The sequence below is a fragment of the Basilea psittacipulmonis DSM 24701 genome, from assembly GCF_000743945.1.
GTDB classification, from domain to species: Bacteria; Pseudomonadota; Gammaproteobacteria; order Burkholderiales; family Burkholderiaceae_B; genus Basilea; species Basilea psittacipulmonis.
In genome coordinates this window covers 1,617,598-1,635,539 of record NZ_CP009238.1, presented here as the reverse complement: position 1 = coordinate 1,635,539, position 17,942 = coordinate 1,617,598, and the positions used below count along the sequence as shown (strand labels likewise).

The window sequence follows — 17,942 nt, the reverse complement described above, 5'->3', positions numbered from 1 at the left end:
ATATGTTTACAGGTATTATTCGTTACATTGGGGAAGTTCGATCCGTTAAAGAATTAGGCGGTACCGAACAATCGGGAGTGGAAGTGGTGATTTTTGCACCCACCTTACCTTTGGAATCGGTGCATATCGGTGATTCGATTGCCGTGCAAGGGGCTTGCATGACCGTGGTGGAAAAAACGTCCGATACATTTAAAATTCACGTATCAAAAGAAAGCTTAACGAAAACAGTTGGCCTCAATACGGTGGGTAAAAAGGTTAATCTTGAAACGGCAATGAAAGTAGGCGAGACGCTGGATGGGCATATTGTTTCAGGTCATGTGGATGCGATAGGAAAGATTACTAAGCTTGAAAAAATTTCTGAATCTTATGAGTTGTGTGTCTCGGTGCCTGCAAGTTTGAGTCCATTTGTGGCTTACAAAGGTTCTATCACGATTAATGGGATTAGTTTGACGATTAATCGAGTAAAAGATGATGCTTCAGGCAGTGATGTATCGATTAACATCATTCCTCATACCATTGCCCATACGACATTGCAATACAATCAAGTGGGCGATGCGGTTAATGTAGAAATTGATATGTTGGCACGATATGTCGTGCGTTATGTTGAATGTAAAAGGTAATGATGCATGAGTAGTATTAATTATCGCTCGGATATTGATGGATTAAGAGCCATCGCGGTGTTGTCGGTGATTATTTTTCACCTTAATGCATCTTATCTGCCAGGTGGGTTTCTTGGCGTTGATATATTTTTTGTTATCTCAGGATATTTGATTACCAAAATTATTAGAAATAGTTTGGTAGAGGGAAATTTTTCTTTTAAGGATTTTTATAACCGAAGATTAAAACGTATTTATCCAAATTTTATTTTTGTTATTTGGTGTGTTTTTCTAGTTGCTACGTTTTTATTTAGACGTTCTGACTTTGGTCTTTTAAAACAAGAGGCCGAGTTTTCAGTTATTTTCCTAGCAAATATATTTTTTGCTAAATTAAGGCATGGTTATTTTGATCCGATTACAGAAGAGAATTCTTTGATTCATATCTGGTCATTAGCGGTTGAAGAACAATTTTATTTTATTTTTCCTTTTTTGTTTTTCTGCATTTACAAATGGTTTAGTAAGAAAACGAAAACCTTGTTGTTAATCTTTACAGCATTCATTCTTATTAGCGTCTTGTTAAGCTTTATTCCGCGTTCTTTTTATACTAAATTTTCCAATATTTATTATCTACCGCAGTTGAGATTTTTTGAATTGCTTATCGGTTCAGCATTATCTTTAATTGTGTCAGAAATTAAGACAGGAAATAAACAATCATTTTTAGCGGATCTCATATCAGGTATATGTTTATGTGGTTTATTTCTTTGTTTTTATTGGTATCGTGAAGACATGAAATATGTTCCTGGTATGGCTTTATTATTACCGTGTTTCATGACCGCAGGATTGATATATTTTGCACCTTTCTCAATTTGGATTAAAAAATTATTGTCTTTTTCTGTTTTAGTAAAAATTGGTTTATTGTCGTATTCTTTATATTTATGGCACTGGCCAATTATTACCTTTTTTAAATATGTGATAGGTACCCAAGATCCATTTACACCCATACAACTATTGGTAATTTCTGTATTGACTGTGTTGTTGTCAATATTTAGTTATATCTTTATTGAGCAAAAATGTCGCTACACGAAATTCTCATTTAAGAAGACACTTTTATTATTTTACTTTTTGCCTAGTGTTTTATTATTGGGTTATACCTATACGCTTAACAAGCTTAAAGCACAATTTGAAATACCCCCCCCCCACCCATACGGATTTGTGGGTGAAAAATGAATATCCTAAAGACGTTCTGTTAATAGGAGATTCTCATGCAGGACACTTGACTTATTTCTTTAATTATGTGGGTTCAAAAGAAGGTTGGAATGTAAAACTCTTGAATTTGAATTCCGATGATGAGGAATGTAAGTTTCCTATTTCTGCTCAAGGTGAGATTATTAATAATCCAGTTTGTTTAAATAATCTTGAAGCAATAAAAAAATATAAAGTAGTGATTTTAAGCTACTACTATGATTTGTATTCGGCCGATTATCCCGTATTTGACCGAAATAATCGAGACCGATATATTCATCCTGATTTTTATCAACAATTCTATGAATTCGTTAAATACCTATCTAAGGATAAGATCGTTTATGTTTTCTCAGATGTATATACAGTTAGTTATCATCCTAAAAAATATCGACAACTATCATATTTTGGATTAGAAAAATATATTCCGGGAGGTAAACCAATACATAAATTTGAGTTCTCAAAAGAAAGTAATGAAAAAATTAAAAATACGATTATTTCTTTACCTAATGTCTATTGGGTGGATATCACTCCTTATACGCCTGATGTATTGGTAAATGGCGAATTTACGTATTCTGATCGTGATCATATTACTCCGTTTGCCGCTTATTTAACGGCGGTTAACTTCGAGAAAGAAAGAAGATTGCTACCTGAAAGTGTGGTGAAACGATTGCAAGGGGATCTGGCACCTGATCAATCTGTTAAATAACTATAGGAACGGTAGCAGATTGCGACTAACTTAAATTCATCTTTTACAAAATTTCCGTCAACTTTTGTTGACGGATTTTTTTATACAGTTTGTGTTAATGTCGCTGAGATATTTTTCTGCATGCTGTTTAGCAGGGTTGTGGTAGATAAAGTAAAACAGAAAGAAAATAAGATGTAGCGTGTGTGATTTACATCTTATTTTGTAGAGGATTGGGGTTTATGAGTGTTTGTTTTTGTATGGGGTGTAACACTCGTTTTAGCATTAGTTTTCGGTTTAACACTGGTTTTTGAGTGAGCGGTTTTAGCACTTGATTGAGTGCGAGTGGCTTTTGTGCTTGATTGAGCGGGAGTCGCTTTTTTGATCTGGCGAGGTTTATTGCGATGTGTTGATGTAACCATGGGATCATGAGAGACTTTTTTTATGATTTCTTGAGCAAGGTTTTTGCCTGCTCGTTCATAACCTGCAGCGGTAAAATGCACGCCGTCTTTTCTGCCTAATCCACGTTTAATCCATTTTCTCATGGAGCATTTGCCACCCATTGCACTTTGCCAAGACCAATATAATAAATGGTGTTTTTTAGCGAGTCTGAGTTGCATCGCTTGGACATTGTTTAAAGAAGGCATTCTTCGTCCGCAGTTGCCATATATTTTAGATAGTGATTCTGGGGCACCAATGATAAGGATAGCGGTATCAGGTAATCGTTCTTTCATTTGTTGAATGACGCGAGACCATAAAATTTCTGTTTTCTCCATACCAAGATTTTTATTGACGGCTTCGTTCGTACCAAAAGCAAGAATGATTAAATCAGGTTGAGCTTTGATTAAATCGTTATACCAGTTATCACGCCATTTAAATACATCGCTTAATTGAGCACCATTGATACCCATGGGAGATAACACTACGCCATGTTGTGAATGTTCAATATTGATGAATCCTATTTCTAACAAATCAGTGGCAGATTCCGTTGAAATTTCGATTGGGAATTTTGCTTTGAGTTTAAGCGTCTGCCAAAGGTGGTTTTTGGTATTCACTTTTAAATAAGCGGTCTGCCCATCTGCATCTTTGACTACGAGTCGATGACGCATATCAATGGGACGAACATTGATGGAAACGTCTTGTATTTGTTGTGTTTCGTGTTCGTCATTCAGTTGAATGATACTGGCTTGTCCTGCTTGTGGGTGTGCTAATATGCCTCCCATCGGAAACGAATGAGTCTCGTCTTTTCGACTGCTGAGTATATGCCAGTTTTCAGCACCACTGTATTGAACAGCGGCAATACGTTGAGCTGAAACCTTGCTGGGGTACACCCATCCTATCCCTCCGTTGCCGTAACGTTGTTGGAGTGTTTTTCTGACGGCATCGGTAAAAAAATCTGCTGCTGTATGCGAATCGCCTAATTGAATAATACGAAACTTTCCTGTTTTATTAATTTGACGTAATTTTTGTATCCACGTTTTGTTACTGCCATAATCTATCAGATTGGCCGCAAAAGACAGTTGTAAGCCTGTGATGGACAAGATAATAATAAAGAAAAAAAGTTTTTTAAAAATATTCATGACTAAAACTGTAGGTAAGATTCAATATATTCAGCAATCATTTTTTGAGCTTTGGGCGTAAAGTGAATGCCGTCATTACTACGCATTTTTACATTTTCACCGTTGATTTTGATGCTGTCTGCATAACTAGGTTGGTTGCCACTTAATAAAAACTTGGTCGGTAACCAAATCACTTTTGATTGCAAATAATCTTTCAATAGCTTATCTAGATAAGTCATTTGACTGTTAAGTTTGTCTTTTTTCATAAAAGGAATACCTAACCAAATGACTTTGACATTATTTTTTCTGCAAACATTTAATATTCGATCAACACGTGATAAATAAACGCTTTCCCATTCGTTTGATTGGAATTTTAAATATCGTCCGCGTTTATGAGGATCTGGAAAATCCCATGGATCATTGGGACCTAAGAAGATAACAAGTAGTTTAATAGAACGATCTGAATTAATGATATCTTCAATAGTTCTGGGCCAATCAAAAAAATTAGGATATGAGAGTCCTGTACTTTGTTTGCTTAAATTGATGGAATCAATATTGTGATGTTGTTTTAGCCAACGTTGCATATATGGTGCTACGCCTTGCATTAACGAATCCCCAGCAAAAAATACCTTATCACCCATTTGCAAATTTACTTTACTCGATGAAGAAAAACGAGAATCTGTAGAGGTGATTGGTGAATTCACTGTTTTGTTGCGATCCTCATTAACACTGGGGTTAGAACGAGCGATGCGGGTATTGGTATCTGTTTGATGTTGAACAGAGGGGGTGGTTTTGGCTGCTAATTTAGCAATTAAATCATCATTTTTATTTGATGAAGTTTTAAGAGTATTTTGTTTTTGAGGTGAGGTAGGTTGAGAAGCAACTGGTTTGGATGCTTCAACCACACTTTTTTGGGCGTAAGTGTTAGGTGATTTTTTTACGGTGATGGGAGAGGTGGTGACAACTTGATCGTGTTTCGGTACGCCATCGCGAGCTTGGATGCCAGGGATAGGGGAACGCGTAGGGTCAGTCGAAGTGACGCTACTTTGTACATGAGTTTGAACAGGCGATTCTTTTGCAATAAATTCAGAAGTTGTTTGAGGAGAAACGTCAGATGGGTGGTCACGATCAAGCGAAACAACAGATTGGAAAGAATCTTGAAGATCGGCACCTAACTGCCATAGTTTGTATTGATCTAAATATTTTAATGGGCTGTCAGTATGATAGGTTTGTTGCCAATAAGTATTGATCGAATTCTGGCTAAACCATGTCGCCAGAATGGCAATAGCGATGATCACGATATAGAAGATAATAATTTTTATTGGTTTCATATCTTAGAAATTGGCATAAATAAAACTAGGTATCCCAGAGGGAGCTATAGTAATGATGATAAACAAAATCAGGGCAATCGGTAAAATCCAAAGAACCATGGGTATGGCTTGTAAAAATTGGACAAATGCATAAAATAATTTGGCTAAATATGGGTAAAAAATGAGACCTAGTACCATGACCGCAAATGTCCAAACAAACAGGCTGTCGGGAGGTTGTAGTACATTTTGTCCCAGACTGGAAAAAATCAACCAAGCATCATCTAGATTATTAGTATTAAAAATGACAAAGGTGAACGCTACAAACTGTAAATTAAAAAATATCGCTATCGGTTTGCCCCATGTATGCGTGTGTAGTGCTTTTTGTCTGCCTGATTTCAAACGTTCTGGACCATCACCTAGCAAATAATCTCCCAAGTTTAATAACATGAGTGCGATGCCGTGTAAAGCACCCCATAAAGCAAAATTCCATCCCGATCCATGCCATATACCAGACAATAACATGGCAATAAAAAGAAATAGCTCCATGGCGATAAAGCCATAACGATTGCCACCGAGAGGAATGTAGATATAATCTCGAATCCATGTCGAAAGTGTGATATGCCAACGGTTCCAAAACTCTCTTAAATTTGAGGCGATAAGAGGCATCGCAAAGTTGGGTGGTAATTGGAATCCTAATAACATAGCCAGTCCAATGACTAAATCAATCGAACCTGAAAAGTTAAAATAAAGTTCAAACGTATAACCGTAAATTCCGATTAATACTTCAAATGCGGTGTATTGAGCAGGATTTTGAAAAATAGGATTTACAATTTGGTCGCCTAAAAATGACGACAAAACCCAAACCTTAAACGTTCCTAAAAGCAAGTAAGCAAGGGCCAAATGAGGTTGTATGAGAAATCGTTCTTTGGCTTTTGTGAATTGTTGAACGGCCCCTGGAAAAAGAAATTTTCCTTTTGATTTTTTTAACCCTTCTTGACGTATCGGATCAACTTGGCTGGCATCGAGTCTAAGATCATCGCCTCTTAAAATCGGGCCTGTGGTAATGGTAGGAAAAAAACTAAAAAAGCAAAGTGTCTCAATTAAGCCCATTGCCTGTTTTTTGCCTTTTTCTTTAAGGGTGTGTAAATAAGAAATTCCTTGAAAACAGTAATATGAAATACCCAAAGGCATCATTAAATTAAATTGACTGGATTGAAGTAAAGACTGCAGATCCGCAATATAAAAATTACTGTATTTGAAAATCGATAAAAACAGTAATGTACTGACGACCCCGCCAGTAAAAGCAAAAGGTGTTTTTTGAATAATGCGTTTGGCAATAAAATGAATGCCTAATCCATAGCCTAAAACAGCCAAAGCGAACCAATAATTAATGCTGATTAACCATGCCAAACTGGCTAATAATAAGAGAATGTTTTGAGCTTTTATATGTGTTCTAAATAGCCAGTAAACAGGGAAAAAAATCAGAAAAAATAGTGCAAATTCTATCGATAAAATAGGCATAATTTATTTGTAATGTGTAAGCTCACGTATTTTATCACGCTTTAAAATATTCAAAGAAGTGGTGTGAAATAAGTTTGTCAGGATACGAAAGCAAGGCTGTTGAGGGATGATGATGTTTGATGATGGTTTGAAATGGGGTTATGAAAAAAAAGTAAGTATTAGATGAATGATAAGAGAAGACGTTTTAGACAGGAGTGATGAAGTGGTAAGTGGATATTGGTTCGGTGATGAGGTAGGGATGGGGGTGGAGATAATGCAGAAATAAAAACGTGAGAAGGATGGTGAAGTGGGATAAGGATTTAAGTAGTGGCGATGAAGTGGTAAGTGGATGTTGGTTCGGTGATGGGGTAAGGAGGGTATGGAGATAATGAGGTGTTTATAAAAAAGATGTTGTTTTTTGGTTCAGGTCTTTACAAGTTTTTTACTTATGTGTATAATTCTAAATCTTTAAGCCCAGGTGGTGAAATTGGTAGACGCAGGGGACTCAAAATCCCCCGCCGCAAGGCGTGCCGGTTCGATTCCGGCCCTGGGCACCACCGAATATTAGAACCCTGTATTTTTAAACAGTTGATTTTTAATCAATTAGTTGAAAATACAGGGTTTTTTGTTTTGCCTAAAATCCTTGATTTACTGTATATTTATACAGTAAAATTAACCTAAATTAAAAAAAGTTGACAAAAAGTTGACATTTTTTCTTCCTTTTTTTAGCTATTTTAATTAGAGTAATAAACAAGGTTAAAAAAAATATAGAGGATATAACATGGCAAGATATGAAATTCAACCTTCAGGTAATTGGCGAGTTCGTGGAAAAGTTAGAGGAACTTGGTACTCTAAAACACTACCTACTAAACGTGAATGTAAGGAATGGTGGGAAAAGCTTGAGGAGCGTTTGAGTGAGCAAAGAGGAGAACGATCTTATGGCAAAACTTTATTACAAGCTTTAGAAAGATATGCGAGAGAGGTGAGTATTAAAAAACGAGGCTGTCGAAATGAGCAGATTCGTATCAGAAAACTTATCAGAGACTTCCCTAGGCTAGTAGCTACACCGTTAGAGGATATCAATATCCACGATGGCCATGAATGGAAAAATAAACGATTAGCTCAAGGAATTAAATCGTCAACGCTACTTAAAGAGTATGGACTGCTTAGTGGTGTGTTCAGGTATTGCATTTCTGAATGGTTTTGGCTCAAAGAACACCCTTGGCAATTTTTAAAGTTACCGCAAGCTCCCGCACACCGTCAGCGTATTGTTAGAGATGAAGAGATAGCAATTATGTGTAATGCGTTAGGGTATCAGGCGGATAAACCTCCACTAACTACAAAAGCAAGAGTGGCGTGTGCGATGTTATTTTCGCTTGAAACAGGAATGAGAAGCGGTGAAATTTGTGACCTGAAGTGGTGTGATATTAAGGGAAGAGTAGCGTATATCCGTCAAGCTAAAACAGATGCAGGGGTTAGAGATGTACCGCTATCTTTAAAGGCAATGGAAATTTTGAAACAGCTAGAACCTGTCACTGGTGAATATGATTTAGTATTTAAATTATATTCTCCTACTCGAGATGCACTTTTTCGCACTGCCAGAGAAAAGGCAGGATTGTCAGGATTTACTTTTCATGACTTGAGGGCGACTGCTTGCACTCGGCTTTCTAAAAAGTTTACGCAATTACAGCTAATGAAAGTTATGGGGCACTCCGATCCACGAATGTTAAATGTTTATTATCGCGAGTCAGCAGAGGAGATGTTGGATAGGTTGGATAGCTAAGCCCGCTCACCTAGGTGGGTAAGCGGGTGGTCTGAGCTTTTAGTCCTGAATCATTTTAACCGTGTAATGATAAGACGGGACTTCATGGGTTAGTCGCCAGTTCTCTTGGCGGTTATCCTGAATAAACTTCCAGACTCTCTCGTAAGTTATATCGGTTTCATATAGCAACGTACGCAAACTGCCTTCAGGGTCTAGGCGTAATGAGCGAAGTCCTTGGTACATGGGCTCGACATAATTCTTTAACCTCATGCCATTCAGTACCGCATAGCCAATACTCTCCAGTAGATCATACGAGATAAATACGCCTTTGGGTGTTGCAGGTTTGGTTGTAGGAACAGGCTGACGACCCACGCCTAAGAATTGTAGTGCGTTTTCAAAATCGCTCGCTAGGATTTCGTGGTAAGTGTTGACCCTGAAACGCGTATGCAATTTATCATAGATTGTCTGCCAATGTTCACCAGTATATTTATTTCTAAGCTTAACTGCCTCACGGATTGTTTGTTTTTGGGCAGGGGTGAGGGAGTATGACCCTGAAGCTACTTGGTCAAAAGTGCGAATAACTAGTAGAAAGAACTTAGCTGAAATCCAAGTCGCGTAAGCATAAACCAGCTCTTTGCAGACGAATGTGCCGATACCGTTTTTAACTTGTATAACCTGTTGATTTTGTTCAGCTCCTTGAATTACAGGAGCTTGCAATTCTTTAATTAATTCGATGGTTTGTTGAGTTGAAAGCCAGTTGCTTGGCTGATGTCGCTTTTCTTTACCAGAGGCTTTGTGTAGGTCGTTTAATGAAAATAAGCCATATTCGTTTTGGCGTATATTAGTATTAGAAATTTGAATGTTCATGAAGAACCTCTTTTGTTTAGGATTAATAGAATGCCTATAAAAATATAATAGGCGGGGGTGTCCTACGTCAAAAGTAACGCCGAGCCATTGCTGGTACCCGCACCCCCATTAACTTGATATTTATCGTTTACAACAATAAATGTAATTCTGGAGGTCAAATTAATAAAAAGGCCGACAACAGGTCGGAGCTGCTTTTGCTTAGGAGTTTTAATCCTACCTTAAATTATTTGGGAAGTCAATCTTAATATTCTCTGTTAACAACCTCTACAGCTAATGGTAGAGGTTGTTATTAAAGGGTTCTTAATTTATTGTTGAAAATACATTGTTCGTTCTAAAGAGGATAATTTTTGGTAATAATTCTGTTCTAAAGGTCCTCTGATAAAGGCTAATAATGCAAGTAGTACGCATAGCCCGACAATCTTTTTCACATAATGCTTGTCCTTTGGTGTAATGTTGTATGTGTTCTGTACGCGAACAGCGTTTTGAAAGTATAAGACCCAGACAGTAGCGGCTACAACAGGCATTGCTACATAGCCTAAAACCATAATAGCCGTTAATGTCCAGAAATATGGAAAAGATGTGTTGTATATATTCGGATAGTAGTACATTGCCGAAAGAAACAGTACGGACATCGCAACTGGTCCTTTTAACCATATGGCTTTAATAACCTTTTGTGGTGTTTTTGGATCGCCTTGTTTTTTAATAGTTAGATATAATGCGTAAAAAGTTAGGACGGCAATACACAGTAGTACTATGTTTGTTGCTGTTTCTAAAGGGGTGCCTTTGGCAGTTTGTTCTCTAGACATGATTGAAAAAAAGCCTAATACACTACCTATATTAAATACCAATATCCACCCAGCGGGGCCTTTTAAACCGTTCTCTTTTTTATGCTTGCGATGCCAAATAAAGAAAGCAAGAAAAATTAAAAGAATAATTATTAATGGGAGGTAGCCTGATAAATCTGCCATGATTAGTTCCCCTGTTAATGTTTGTTGTTAATAGCTAATTATATATTACTAATTAATACAGTATTGGAATAAGCATCGAATGCTTATCTAACAGTTTTGTAAATGTATTTTCTATAGATTACCCAATCTCTTTATCCTCTAAACACCAAAGCAACATCTTGAATAAGGTGTAAAGTTCTTTGTATATGATGTTCTTGTTCTCGATATCTAGCACAATGCAAATTAATTTAAAGTGTAGGGGATTGTAGTTGGGTTCTTGCTCGATGATGAATTGAGTGAGAGTGTCTCGCTCGTTTTCGCTTAAAGGAATGTCTTCAACTCCAAAACGCTCTGCGATCCTCAAGCAGTGATACGCTTTAATCACATCGGTTTCTAGTTGCCCTTTTTTGTGTAAACGAGAAAGATACTTGAAGGCATTGGCCAGAAAGTAGCTTCGACGACCTAGTATGTTAATGATGGTGGCTGTGTTGACTTGACCTGTGTCAACCGTATAATGCGGTGCTACCTTGGCATAACGTAGTGGATTTTTTAGTGTGGACACTTTTTCTAATTCCACAAAAGCATTAAAGGTTGTCATGTTCTTTACTCCTTATAAATATTTAATTCGATTCAAAACTCCAGATTCTTGAATGCGTAGGATTTCCTGCATACTGATTAAATCTTCAATGGGGTGAAGGTGTCCTTTTTTAATCAGCTTGTTTAGGTTGTACAAGCTGATGCCCAAAAGTTGACAAGCCTCTTCTTTGTTTTTGAGTTTGATGCTGTCCATGGTTTGAGCGATTAACGTTTTGGCAAACTCGTTAAACTGAGCTCCCGTCATGGTGATAATGTCATTGTCTCGAATGACTTTGACCACTGCGTTGGATTTAGCTAGGTTCATTGGCTAACTCCTCGTGTTCTTTTAAAACTTTTTTCCAAGATGCTTGCAGTAGTTTTAAATCCTCAATGGCACAAATGTCGTAATCCACTGCATCGATAATCATCGTGTGCGTAAAATCTAATTCGTGTGGCGATTTAATAAGGCACATCATTGCTTCGATGCGATCTTCAAATCTAGACAACTTACTAAAATCGTCCGTGAACTTGAGTACATCACGCAGTCTTTTTGCAAATACATGGCTTTCTATCTTGATATTGAACTCGCTGTAAACGTTAGATAGAATGGATGATGCGGTTCTGAAATGCAGAAACTCCCGCCAGCCAAAATGAACGCCGTTAATGTCTGCATTAAATTCGCTTATTACTTTAATGGCCATATTGTTAACTCCTTCTTAAAGCGTTTAGTAGTAAATCTATTGATTAAAACGGATAATCATCTTCCATGTCGGACACGTTATTCACTGGGCGAGTACCGTTTTTTGCGTTCAAATATGCATTGTTTGTTGGGTTAGATGGGTTATTGTCCCAACCGCCACTTGTGTTAGCATTCGATGATTGTGGTGCTTTATCGCCTCCTAGCAAGACAAGCTTTTCAGCAAGTACTTCAGTTGTGTATCGGTCCTGCCCCATTTTGTCTTGCCACTTTCTTGTACGAATGCGACCCTCGACATAAACCTTACTGCCTTTTTTTAGGTATTGGTTAGCAACCTCTGCTGTACGATTAAATGTCACGATATTGTGCCATTCTGTTTCCTCATTCCAATTACCGTCCTGTCCTCGTGTACGATAGGAAGTGGCGATAGAAAAATTTGTGACACCTCCATCACTATTCGGGAACACACGATGTTCCGGGTCTCTTCCCAAGTTACCTACTAAAATTACTTTATTGACTGATGACATATTATTTACCTCTTTTTAATCCATTGAGTTGCTTTAAGAATTGAGGGACAAGCCGATCAAACGCCCTCATTAATGTGTCGTTACGTGTAGTTGTATGTAAGTACATCGTCTGAGGTGTGTACTCGGGACAGTAACTGACGAAATCCCATGACTCGAACCCTGTAACCCAAAGGCTAAACTGAACTTGTATTAAATACTCAGACGGGACACCGCCTTCTAATATGTACTTAATATGATTCTTGAGTCGTGGACTTTTGATTTCCAAGCCTTTCTTTAAGTCAGGCATGATACCGTCAGGGCTAATCATGACATCACGGTTTTCATCTAGGTAAATACCGCCGACTTGTTTAACTTCGTGTTCCGTTAAGAACTCATAGCCTGCACGAGCTTTGGGTTCTAATTCATGGCCACGTTCCATATCTGCTGTTCTCACAGGGTCTTTTGCTCCTTCGTAAGTTTCAGCCACTAGCTCGCTCAGGTAATTAACCCAGCCGTTAGATTTGTTTCCGCTAGGCGTTACGATATTGCTTGCCCCTGTAGCGGTTACTATTCCTAAACGTGCCTCTAGCCATTCTTGAGAACCTTGCTCGCAGTTAAGTGTTATTAATGCCATTCTTTACCTCGTTAAAATGGAATATCTTCCTCATCGATCACTTCGCCAGTTTCAGGATCGACATTGCTTGGAACGGTAGTTGCTTCTGGTGCTTTAGGTACTACTTCCACATCAGTTGCTTTTTTGCTTTTGATACGACGAGTTAGAGTAGCCTTAAGCTCTTCGTATTTTTCAATCGGTAAAGTGCCTAGCGATGAAATGCCAAAGTAAGACAATAGTTTTTCTTTGTCGCTTTGACTTTCATGAATCAACGCCTCTAACTCTTTTGCTTGTTCTGGGCTTATCGTATTTTTTTGTGGCGTGATGTCGATAATGCGATTTTCTGTAGAAGCAGATTCTTTAATGCGTTCACCTTCGTCCTCGTCATAAATGCCAGAGAAACCAAATGCAACACGTGCCGCTTGTATCATAGCCTTGTGTCTTAACATACGCTTAGGGTATTTCTTCCAAGGGTCAGTAGGGCGACTGCACTCATCAAAATATTCGGTCACGCGGATAGGGTGGGAGCGGTCTTTGCGATAAATAACGCAAGTGCATTTCTCATTGTCCTGTTCAAATTCGATGCCGTCGAGTTGTGGATTGGAGTTAATTAACTTAATCCAGCCATCCACGCCTACGATAGGCACGATGGAGTTGTTGGTTGGAAATGCATAGATTTCTTTAGTGAAAGGGTTGAGTTTATATTGTGATGCCACGGCTACTAAAGCAATCATCTGTTCGTTAGTAATGGCTTGCTTGGTATGAAATGCGGTGGACTTCAAAATATTGACTAGCTCGGCTGGCTGTACGTCTCCGCCAAAGTCGATAGCTCGCGCTAATTTAGTGATAGAACTATTTAACAATGCTAAGTTTGTGCTCATTTTAAACTCCTCGTATTTACTGAGATTTTTTAAGTCTCACGTTCATGTATTTATCCTTGAGGCTTTTAGCGATTGCTTGAGCCTCTTCAAGCGTGCAATTTAAGTTGATTAATATCAAAAACTGCTCTTTATCTGGGGCAGGCTCCTGATTAACCACGACTGGTGCGACTGGCTCAGGAACGGGTTCAGGTGCTGGTGCAGACACCGTTTGCTTATTCTCTTGTGTCTCTTTTAATTTTGCTTGGCGTTCTGCTTCGTCTTTAAGACGGGTGTCAAGAATGTCTGTAATATCCTCGTTAGAAACGAGTAAATTAACGATGTCAGGAAACAGGTAAAGTTTGTCATCAGGGATAGTCTTTAATGATTCACTGTACTTTGTCGCATCTTGTGTAATCTCTTCTTTAATCAAGGTGCATTCGGTATGTACTGCTTTGTCTGCCCCCGAAATAGTGCGTTTATTTTTTAACGCCTGTTCTAATCTACCATTAATAGCGGATTTGTTATAAATGCGTTCTATCGCTTTAATGACGCTGTTATCAAAGTTAAGCACTCCGATAAAGGCTAATATGTTTGCACTAGCGGTAGCAATAAGCTCGTTTCTAATATCCTCTTTGCGACTTTTAACAAGTCTTTCTCGAGTTAATCGAGCCTGTCTAAATTCCTCGGCGATTTTAGTTGCCGTATCGATGACCGCAGAAATATCGGCTGAACCATTAATGACAGCTTCTATTGCAGATTTTGTACGGGCTTCTAGCGTTTTTAAATCCTTAATGTCTTCCTCGGCTCTGAGAAAATCCTCATCATTATTAAATGATGTTGGTAGGCTTTTTAAATATTCTTCAGCTTGCTTTTTAAATAAGTCGATGTTATTTGTCACGAGCCTGGATTCTGCTCTAATCTCTAATTCAAACATTTACACTTTCTCCTGAATATAAGTCTGTCAATATGCAAGGGTTATAGCCTTGTTCATCGGTATAACCTGAGGCATTTACTTCATAAACAGCACACTTGCGTGCTGAGTAATGCTCTCTTTTAGTTATTGGAATGTCCTCTGGGTCGCCATTCCAATAAGGAAATCCACTCTCGTCAAGCTCCACGAATGCAATGTATTTCGTGAACGTTCTTTCGTCTTCTGCTGCTAAATCTTCGGCAATGCCTTTTATTTTTTTAAAGTGGAAATCATCATCAACCTCTTCGCCATGGCTTAATAATGTGTCTATTAAACTATCTTCGTCTAAGTAAGGTTTTTTATCCAAAACTGCGTAAAGATAAAGCATTTCTCACTCCTTAAATTAAGTGTGCTGTAATAAAGCCCGCGATAAATAAAGCTAGAATTTTGGTGATTCTCATCTGCCACCATGCTTTTCGGACACGAGATAAAGTTCCATGCTCGTTCATGATGTAAGGTTGTCCGTAGATATAAATAACTTGTTTTTTCATGATTGACCTTTAACGATTTTTTACATTCATCATAAACATAATGTTAAACAATATGTTTAATAAAGTCAATATAAAAATAAACAAAATGTTTTTATTATTTAAAAATTGTGTGTAAAAAAACAACAAAAAAAATACAGTGTGTGAAAAATAGGCGGAATTTGGGTAATAAAAAAGCCCTCGTGTGAGGGCGGTGTGTCTGGTCGAAGTAGTAGATTATTGGTTGACAGCTATCAAAATTTCTTCTGCATTGCTAGGGTCGAATCGAGTAACGTTACATACTCCTGTCAAGAGTGTAGAGGCTTTCTGATAATCCTCATTCATAACGTCTTTTTCTATCAATGATAGTCGTGGTTGGCGATTGTCAAGCTCTTTATTATCGGCAAATTTTCCGTAAATTTGGTATACCTCTTTCCAATTGGCTTCTTTTTTGTTGGTTGCTGCACTTATCTCGACAAAACTTAGACGTGAATCGTTTCTGGTTATACCGAATGAAAATTTTATTTCATTTCCACTTGCACCTTTACCCAAACATTGTTTTTTTACTTTTTCCCGACCAAATGTTTTACAAAGCGTGTTGTATACCGTCGATTGAAATTTCTGTGCGTTTACTTTCGGGAACCATCTGGTGTAATTGGTTGACAAAGATATTGCTAGCAGTAGTGATTCATTAAGTGCTTGCTCTAGCATATTAATGTCTCCTTCAGCAACTATTTCGCTGTCATTAAAATATGCATACTCATTGCATGATTGCTCATACAACTCATCTAAATTTTTCTTGGAAAAATCAGAGCCAAGATCATATGCTAGTGATGCATGAGCTCCCAAATCACTAATATAGAAACAGTTGGGCTTAGGAAAAAACACAACAAATGAAATGGTTTGTCCGTCATCAGCAAAAGTAAATGGCGAAAAAACACGTACGCTATTAGTTTGATGGTCGCCAATTTTCCACGTAGGCAAAGAGTTTTCTATGTTAAACATAAGGTCACCTAAAAAAGTTCAGATTGGCAATAAACGGGTTGGGGAGGTGGAACATAATCATGCAAATGAGTAATATTTGCTTCATCTAAAAACGTATAAAAAACAGATTTTAGATCTGTTTTGTCTAGTTCCATTGGCTCAGCATAACCTTCCTTGCCTTCTTTTACCCATATATGTTTGTGCGGTCCTTTTATTTCCTGTTTGTAAAAAGGTAAATCCCTTCCTACATTACCTTTATTTTTATGTACAACATCCTTTTCACAATCATACCCTAAAACTCTTGACTTGCCTAGAAGGAAAGAACATGAAATCTTTTCATCAACATAGTGAGATGCATCGCCTTTAATACGAGTATAGGGTTCACGATATGCGATAATCAAACGCATACCTTCTCTAGCAATACCACCTATTTCTATCGCAGTATAATATCTATACTCGGTTTGAGTGTGCTTAGGCATTTCTATCCATCTCATTTCACTTTGAGTGTACTTTTCCATGTTTAGGTATTCGTGTACTTCTGAAAGGCTTAGAAAATTTGAGTTATTCGACATTACCCCTCCTTATTAACTTTCTACAACTTAACCGACTTCCACGACAGTAAAACCTTGCCATGAATGATTAAATCATAAGCATTCTCTTCAGTCACTTCCCATTTATCACCAGCAAGCGGATTGTCTGAAGATATGGTTAAAACTTGTTTTAATGGGTTAAATGTAAGTCTTTTAACAAAAAATCTATCGCCAAAGCTAATGGCGTAAATGCCATCAACGTCTGTAGTGTTAACGCCAGTATCCACCCAGAGAATTTCGCCTGAGGCAATTGTCGGGCTCATTGAGTCACCCGTTGAAGGAATCATGGCTAGATTATCGATACTAGTAATACGTGGGAACTGCGTGCGAATCCATGCTTTGGTTACAGTCGCAAATTCAACTATCTTTTCTTCGTCTGAAATAGTACCGTAGCCCATACTCGCTGCTTTGTTGTATACAGGCACACTAATCAAATCAGCTTCATGTGCTTCTGGTTGATGAATGATTAAGTTTTGACCAACGCCTTTCATTAACCATGTTGGCGATGCTCCATACTTTTCTTCCGCCTCTACGGCAATCGATGGAGGAATCCCCCTTTTTTCCCAATTGTTCACGGTTTGAGGCGATACGTTTAGCTCATTAGCTAACTCAGTTTGAGTAATGTCATTTCTGCCGATAGAGCGAGCCACGAGTTCGTATAGTCGTTTTGTACTTAGTTCCATATTTTCTTTCTCCTTGATTAAAAATCATACTACCTCTTAAACAAAATGTGTTAAACAAAATGATTGACAATTATAAACTATATGTTTAATATATTAATTATTGTTAAACAAAGTATTTATTTTTTTGCGATGAAAACAGACAAGGAAATTATTCAAGAACTTGGTGGAGTTAAGAAGCTCGTGGAGATACTAGGGCTAGGTTATGGCGGATATCAGAGAGTTAATAATTGGCGAACACGAGGAATCCCTGCCGCTATCAAGCTTGAGCATTTAGATGTGTTTGGTCCATATATCAAGTCAAATAAATCAAAACAGAATAAAGGAGCATGATATGGCACAGGCAGAACAAATTCTAGAATTTTTAAAAAAGGGAAATCCGATCACACCGATAGACGCATTAAATCTTTTCGGTTGTTTTCGGCTTGGGGCAAGAATTTTTGATTTGAGACGCGAGGGCTACAACATCGTCACAGAGATTGTTGAAGATGGCGAAAAGCATTATGCACGCTATCGTTTAGTGGAGGATTAAAT

At 37.8% G+C, this 17,942-nt stretch carries 23 protein-coding genes and 1 tRNA gene; 7 read left to right on the top strand and 17 right to left on the bottom strand.

The window, feature by feature from the left end; translation table 11 throughout:
* Window positions 1-2 precede the first annotated feature (2 nt).
* From IX83_RS07020 to IX83_RS08675, 3 genes are read left to right on the top strand one after another with little or no spacing between them, the layout of a single operon-like run.
* Window positions 3-620, top strand: a complete 618-nt coding sequence (locus IX83_RS07020; protein ID WP_038500726.1) for a riboflavin synthase — start codon at window positions 3-5, stop codon at window positions 618-620.
* Between the two features lie 6 nt (window positions 621-626).
* On the top strand, window positions 627-1,823 hold the full coding sequence (locus IX83_RS08680) for an acyltransferase family protein (protein WP_051919512.1): 1,197 nt from the start codon (window positions 627-629) through the stop codon (window positions 1,821-1,823).
* Window positions 1,813-2,544 carry an SGNH hydrolase domain-containing protein gene (locus IX83_RS08675; protein WP_051919509.1) on the top strand — a complete coding sequence of 244 codons (732 nt, stop codon included), beginning with the start codon at window positions 1,813-1,815 and terminating at the stop codon, window positions 2,542-2,544. The genes IX83_RS08680 and IX83_RS08675 overlap by 11 nt, the downstream gene beginning before the upstream one ends.
* A 194-nt stretch (window positions 2,545-2,738) precedes the next feature.
* Here the strand turns inward: IX83_RS08675 and IX83_RS07010 are convergent, their stop codons facing one another.
* Genes IX83_RS07010 through IX83_RS07000 form a run of 3 tightly spaced genes read right to left on the bottom strand, consistent with a single transcriptional unit; the run spans window position 2,739 to window position 6,910 of the window.
* Complete coding sequence (locus tag IX83_RS07010; protein ID WP_051919508.1) at window positions 2,739-4,100, bottom strand: GDSL-type esterase/lipase family protein; 1,362 nt, start codon at window positions 4,098-4,100, stop codon at window positions 2,739-2,741.
* A 2-nt stretch (window positions 4,101-4,102) separates the two neighbouring features.
* Complete coding sequence (locus IX83_RS09060; protein WP_051919504.1) at window positions 4,103-5,410, bottom strand: DUF459 domain-containing protein; 1,308 nt, start codon at window positions 5,408-5,410, stop codon at window positions 4,103-4,105.
* A 3-nt stretch (window positions 5,411-5,413) separates the two neighbouring features.
* Entirely contained in the window at window positions 5,414-6,910 is a 1,497-nt protein-coding gene (locus IX83_RS07000; protein ID WP_038500723.1) for an MBOAT family O-acyltransferase, read from the bottom strand.
* A 451-nt stretch (window positions 6,911-7,361) separates the two neighbouring features.
* Between IX83_RS07000 and IX83_RS06995 the strand changes: the two genes are divergently transcribed.
* Window positions 7,362-7,446: transfer RNA gene (locus IX83_RS06995), tRNA-Leu, on the top strand.
* A gap of 224 nt (window positions 7,447-7,670) precedes the next feature.
* The gene (locus tag IX83_RS06990; protein ID WP_038500721.1) at window positions 7,671-8,672 is read left to right on the top strand and encodes a tyrosine-type recombinase/integrase; all 1,002 of its coding nucleotides are present in this window, start codon (window positions 7,671-7,673) and stop codon (window positions 8,670-8,672) included.
* 39 nt (window positions 8,673-8,711) lie between these two features.
* On the opposite strand, the gene IX83_RS08670 is transcribed toward IX83_RS06990, so the two are convergent.
* From IX83_RS08670 to IX83_RS08660, 14 genes are all read right to left on the bottom strand, one after another.
* Complete coding sequence (locus IX83_RS08670) at window positions 8,712-9,518, bottom strand: KilA-N domain-containing protein (protein WP_051919501.1); 807 nt, start codon at window positions 9,516-9,518, stop codon at window positions 8,712-8,714.
* Window positions 9,519-9,823: 305 nt separating this feature from the next.
* Complete coding sequence (locus IX83_RS06980) at window positions 9,824-10,486, bottom strand: hypothetical protein (RefSeq protein ID WP_038500718.1); 663 nt, start codon at window positions 10,484-10,486, stop codon at window positions 9,824-9,826.
* A gap of 118 nt (window positions 10,487-10,604) precedes the next feature.
* Window positions 10,605-11,063 carry a DUF3310 domain-containing protein gene (locus tag IX83_RS06975; RefSeq protein ID WP_038500715.1) on the bottom strand — a complete coding sequence of 153 codons (459 nt, stop codon included), beginning with the start codon at window positions 11,061-11,063 and terminating at the stop codon, window positions 10,605-10,607.
* A 12-nt stretch (window positions 11,064-11,075) separates the two neighbouring features.
* A complete protein-coding gene (locus IX83_RS06970) occupies window positions 11,076-11,366 on the bottom strand; it encodes a hypothetical protein (protein ID WP_038500712.1) in 291 nt (96 codons plus the stop codon).
* Window positions 11,353-11,742: a hypothetical protein gene (locus IX83_RS06965; RefSeq protein WP_038500709.1), complete on the bottom strand. Its 390-nt coding sequence runs from the start codon at window positions 11,740-11,742 to the stop codon at window positions 11,353-11,355. The genes IX83_RS06970 and IX83_RS06965 overlap by 14 nt, the downstream gene beginning before the upstream one ends.
* Window positions 11,743-11,785: 43 nt before the next feature.
* On the bottom strand, window positions 11,786-12,265 hold the full coding sequence (locus IX83_RS06960) for a single-stranded DNA-binding protein (protein WP_038500706.1): 480 nt from the start codon (window positions 12,263-12,265) through the stop codon (window positions 11,786-11,788).
* A 1-nt stretch (window position 12,266) separates the two neighbouring features.
* Window positions 12,267-12,878 carry a YqaJ viral recombinase family protein gene (locus tag IX83_RS06955; RefSeq protein WP_038500703.1) on the bottom strand — a complete coding sequence of 204 codons (612 nt, stop codon included), beginning with the start codon at window positions 12,876-12,878 and terminating at the stop codon, window positions 12,267-12,269.
* 11 nt (window positions 12,879-12,889) lie between these two features.
* A complete protein-coding gene (bet, locus tag IX83_RS09135; RefSeq protein ID WP_051919498.1) occupies window positions 12,890-13,738 on the bottom strand; it encodes a phage recombination protein Bet in 849 nt (282 codons plus the stop codon).
* Window positions 13,739-13,754: 16 nt separating this feature from the next.
* Entirely contained in the window at window positions 13,755-14,651 is an 897-nt protein-coding gene (locus IX83_RS06945; protein ID WP_038500700.1) for a hypothetical protein, read from the bottom strand.
* Window positions 14,644-15,015: a hypothetical protein gene (locus IX83_RS06940; RefSeq protein WP_038500697.1), complete on the bottom strand. Its 372-nt coding sequence runs from the start codon at window positions 15,013-15,015 to the stop codon at window positions 14,644-14,646. Before IX83_RS06940 ends, IX83_RS06945 begins: the two co-directional genes overlap by 8 nt.
* Before the next feature lie 10 nt (window positions 15,016-15,025).
* Window positions 15,026-15,178 carry a hypothetical protein gene (locus IX83_RS09035; RefSeq protein WP_158074684.1) on the bottom strand — a complete coding sequence of 51 codons (153 nt, stop codon included), beginning with the start codon at window positions 15,176-15,178 and terminating at the stop codon, window positions 15,026-15,028.
* Between the two features lie 213 nt (window positions 15,179-15,391).
* Window positions 15,392-16,159, bottom strand: a complete 768-nt coding sequence (locus IX83_RS06935; protein WP_038500694.1) for a hypothetical protein — start codon at window positions 16,157-16,159, stop codon at window positions 15,392-15,394.
* Between the two features lie 8 nt (window positions 16,160-16,167).
* On the bottom strand, window positions 16,168-16,710 hold the full coding sequence (locus IX83_RS06930; RefSeq protein ID WP_038500691.1) for a hypothetical protein: 543 nt from the start codon (window positions 16,708-16,710) through the stop codon (window positions 16,168-16,170).
* A gap of 20 nt (window positions 16,711-16,730) precedes the next feature.
* Window positions 16,731-17,411 (bottom strand): XRE family transcriptional regulator, encoded by a 681-nt coding sequence (locus IX83_RS08660; protein WP_051919496.1) that lies wholly within the window; start codon window positions 17,409-17,411, stop codon window positions 16,731-16,733.
* 81 nt (window positions 17,412-17,492) lie between these two features.
* Here IX83_RS08660 and IX83_RS06920 point away from each other — a divergent pair, with 81 nt between their 5' ends.
* Together IX83_RS06920 and IX83_RS06915 are read left to right on the top strand one after the other, a co-directional pair.
* Complete coding sequence (locus IX83_RS06920; protein WP_051919494.1) at window positions 17,493-17,741, top strand: hypothetical protein; 249 nt, start codon at window positions 17,493-17,495, stop codon at window positions 17,739-17,741.
* 1 nt (window position 17,742) lies between these two features.
* On the top strand, window positions 17,743-17,940 hold the full coding sequence (locus tag IX83_RS06915; RefSeq protein ID WP_038500688.1) for a helix-turn-helix domain-containing protein: 198 nt from the start codon (window positions 17,743-17,745) through the stop codon (window positions 17,938-17,940).
* The last annotated feature ends 2 nt before the right edge of the window (window positions 17,941-17,942 follow it).

Coding starts and splice junctions, on each gene's coding strand:
- IX83_RS06920 (WP_051919494.1), top strand. CDS start 17,493: ATGTTTAATATATTAATTATTGTTAAACAAAGTATTTATTTTTTTGCG.
- IX83_RS06980 (WP_038500718.1), bottom strand. CDS start 10,486: ATGGCAGATTTATCAGGCTACCTCCCATTAATAATTATTCTTTTAATT.
- IX83_RS07000 (WP_038500723.1), bottom strand. CDS start 6,910: ATGCCTATTTTATCGATAGAATTTGCACTATTTTTTCTGATTTTTTTC.
- IX83_RS09035 (WP_158074684.1), bottom strand. CDS start 15,178: ATGAAAAAACAAGTTATTTATATCTACGGACAACCTTACATCATGAAC.
- IX83_RS06930 (WP_038500691.1), bottom strand. CDS start 16,710: ATGTCGAATAACTCAAATTTTCTAAGCCTTTCAGAAGTACACGAATAC.
- IX83_RS06935 (WP_038500694.1), bottom strand. CDS start 16,159: ATGTTTAACATAGAAAACTCTTTGCCTACGTGGAAAATTGGCGACCAT.
- IX83_RS08660 (WP_051919496.1), bottom strand. CDS start 17,411: ATGGAACTAAGTACAAAACGACTATACGAACTCGTGGCTCGCTCTATC.
- IX83_RS06970 (WP_038500712.1), bottom strand. CDS start 11,366: ATGAACCTAGCTAAATCCAACGCAGTGGTCAAAGTCATTCGAGACAAT.
- IX83_RS08680 (WP_051919512.1), top strand. CDS start 627: ATGAGTAGTATTAATTATCGCTCGGATATTGATGGATTAAGAGCCATC.
- IX83_RS06940 (WP_038500697.1), bottom strand. CDS start 15,015: ATGCTTTATCTTTACGCAGTTTTGGATAAAAAACCTTACTTAGACGAA.
- IX83_RS08670 (WP_051919501.1), bottom strand. CDS start 9,518: ATGAACATTCAAATTTCTAATACTAATATACGCCAAAACGAATATGGC.
- IX83_RS06965 (WP_038500709.1), bottom strand. CDS start 11,742: ATGGCCATTAAAGTAATAAGCGAATTTAATGCAGACATTAACGGCGTT.
- IX83_RS06915 (WP_038500688.1), top strand. CDS start 17,743: ATGGCACAGGCAGAACAAATTCTAGAATTTTTAAAAAAGGGAAATCCG.
- bet (WP_051919498.1), bottom strand. CDS start 13,738: ATGAGCACAAACTTAGCATTGTTAAATAGTTCTATCACTAAATTAGCG.
- IX83_RS06945 (WP_038500700.1), bottom strand. CDS start 14,651: ATGTTTGAATTAGAGATTAGAGCAGAATCCAGGCTCGTGACAAATAAC.
- IX83_RS06955 (WP_038500703.1), bottom strand. CDS start 12,878: ATGGCATTAATAACACTTAACTGCGAGCAAGGTTCTCAAGAATGGCTA.
- IX83_RS06990 (WP_038500721.1), top strand. CDS start 7,671: ATGGCAAGATATGAAATTCAACCTTCAGGTAATTGGCGAGTTCGTGGA.
- IX83_RS07020 (WP_038500726.1), top strand. CDS start 3: ATGTTTACAGGTATTATTCGTTACATTGGGGAAGTTCGATCCGTTAAA.
- IX83_RS06975 (WP_038500715.1), bottom strand. CDS start 11,063: ATGACAACCTTTAATGCTTTTGTGGAATTAGAAAAAGTGTCCACACTA.
- IX83_RS09060 (WP_051919504.1), bottom strand. CDS start 5,410: ATGAAACCAATAAAAATTATTATCTTCTATATCGTGATCATCGCTATT.
- IX83_RS07010 (WP_051919508.1), bottom strand. CDS start 4,100: ATGAATATTTTTAAAAAACTTTTTTTCTTTATTATTATCTTGTCCATC.
- IX83_RS06960 (WP_038500706.1), bottom strand. CDS start 12,265: ATGTCATCAGTCAATAAAGTAATTTTAGTAGGTAACTTGGGAAGAGAC.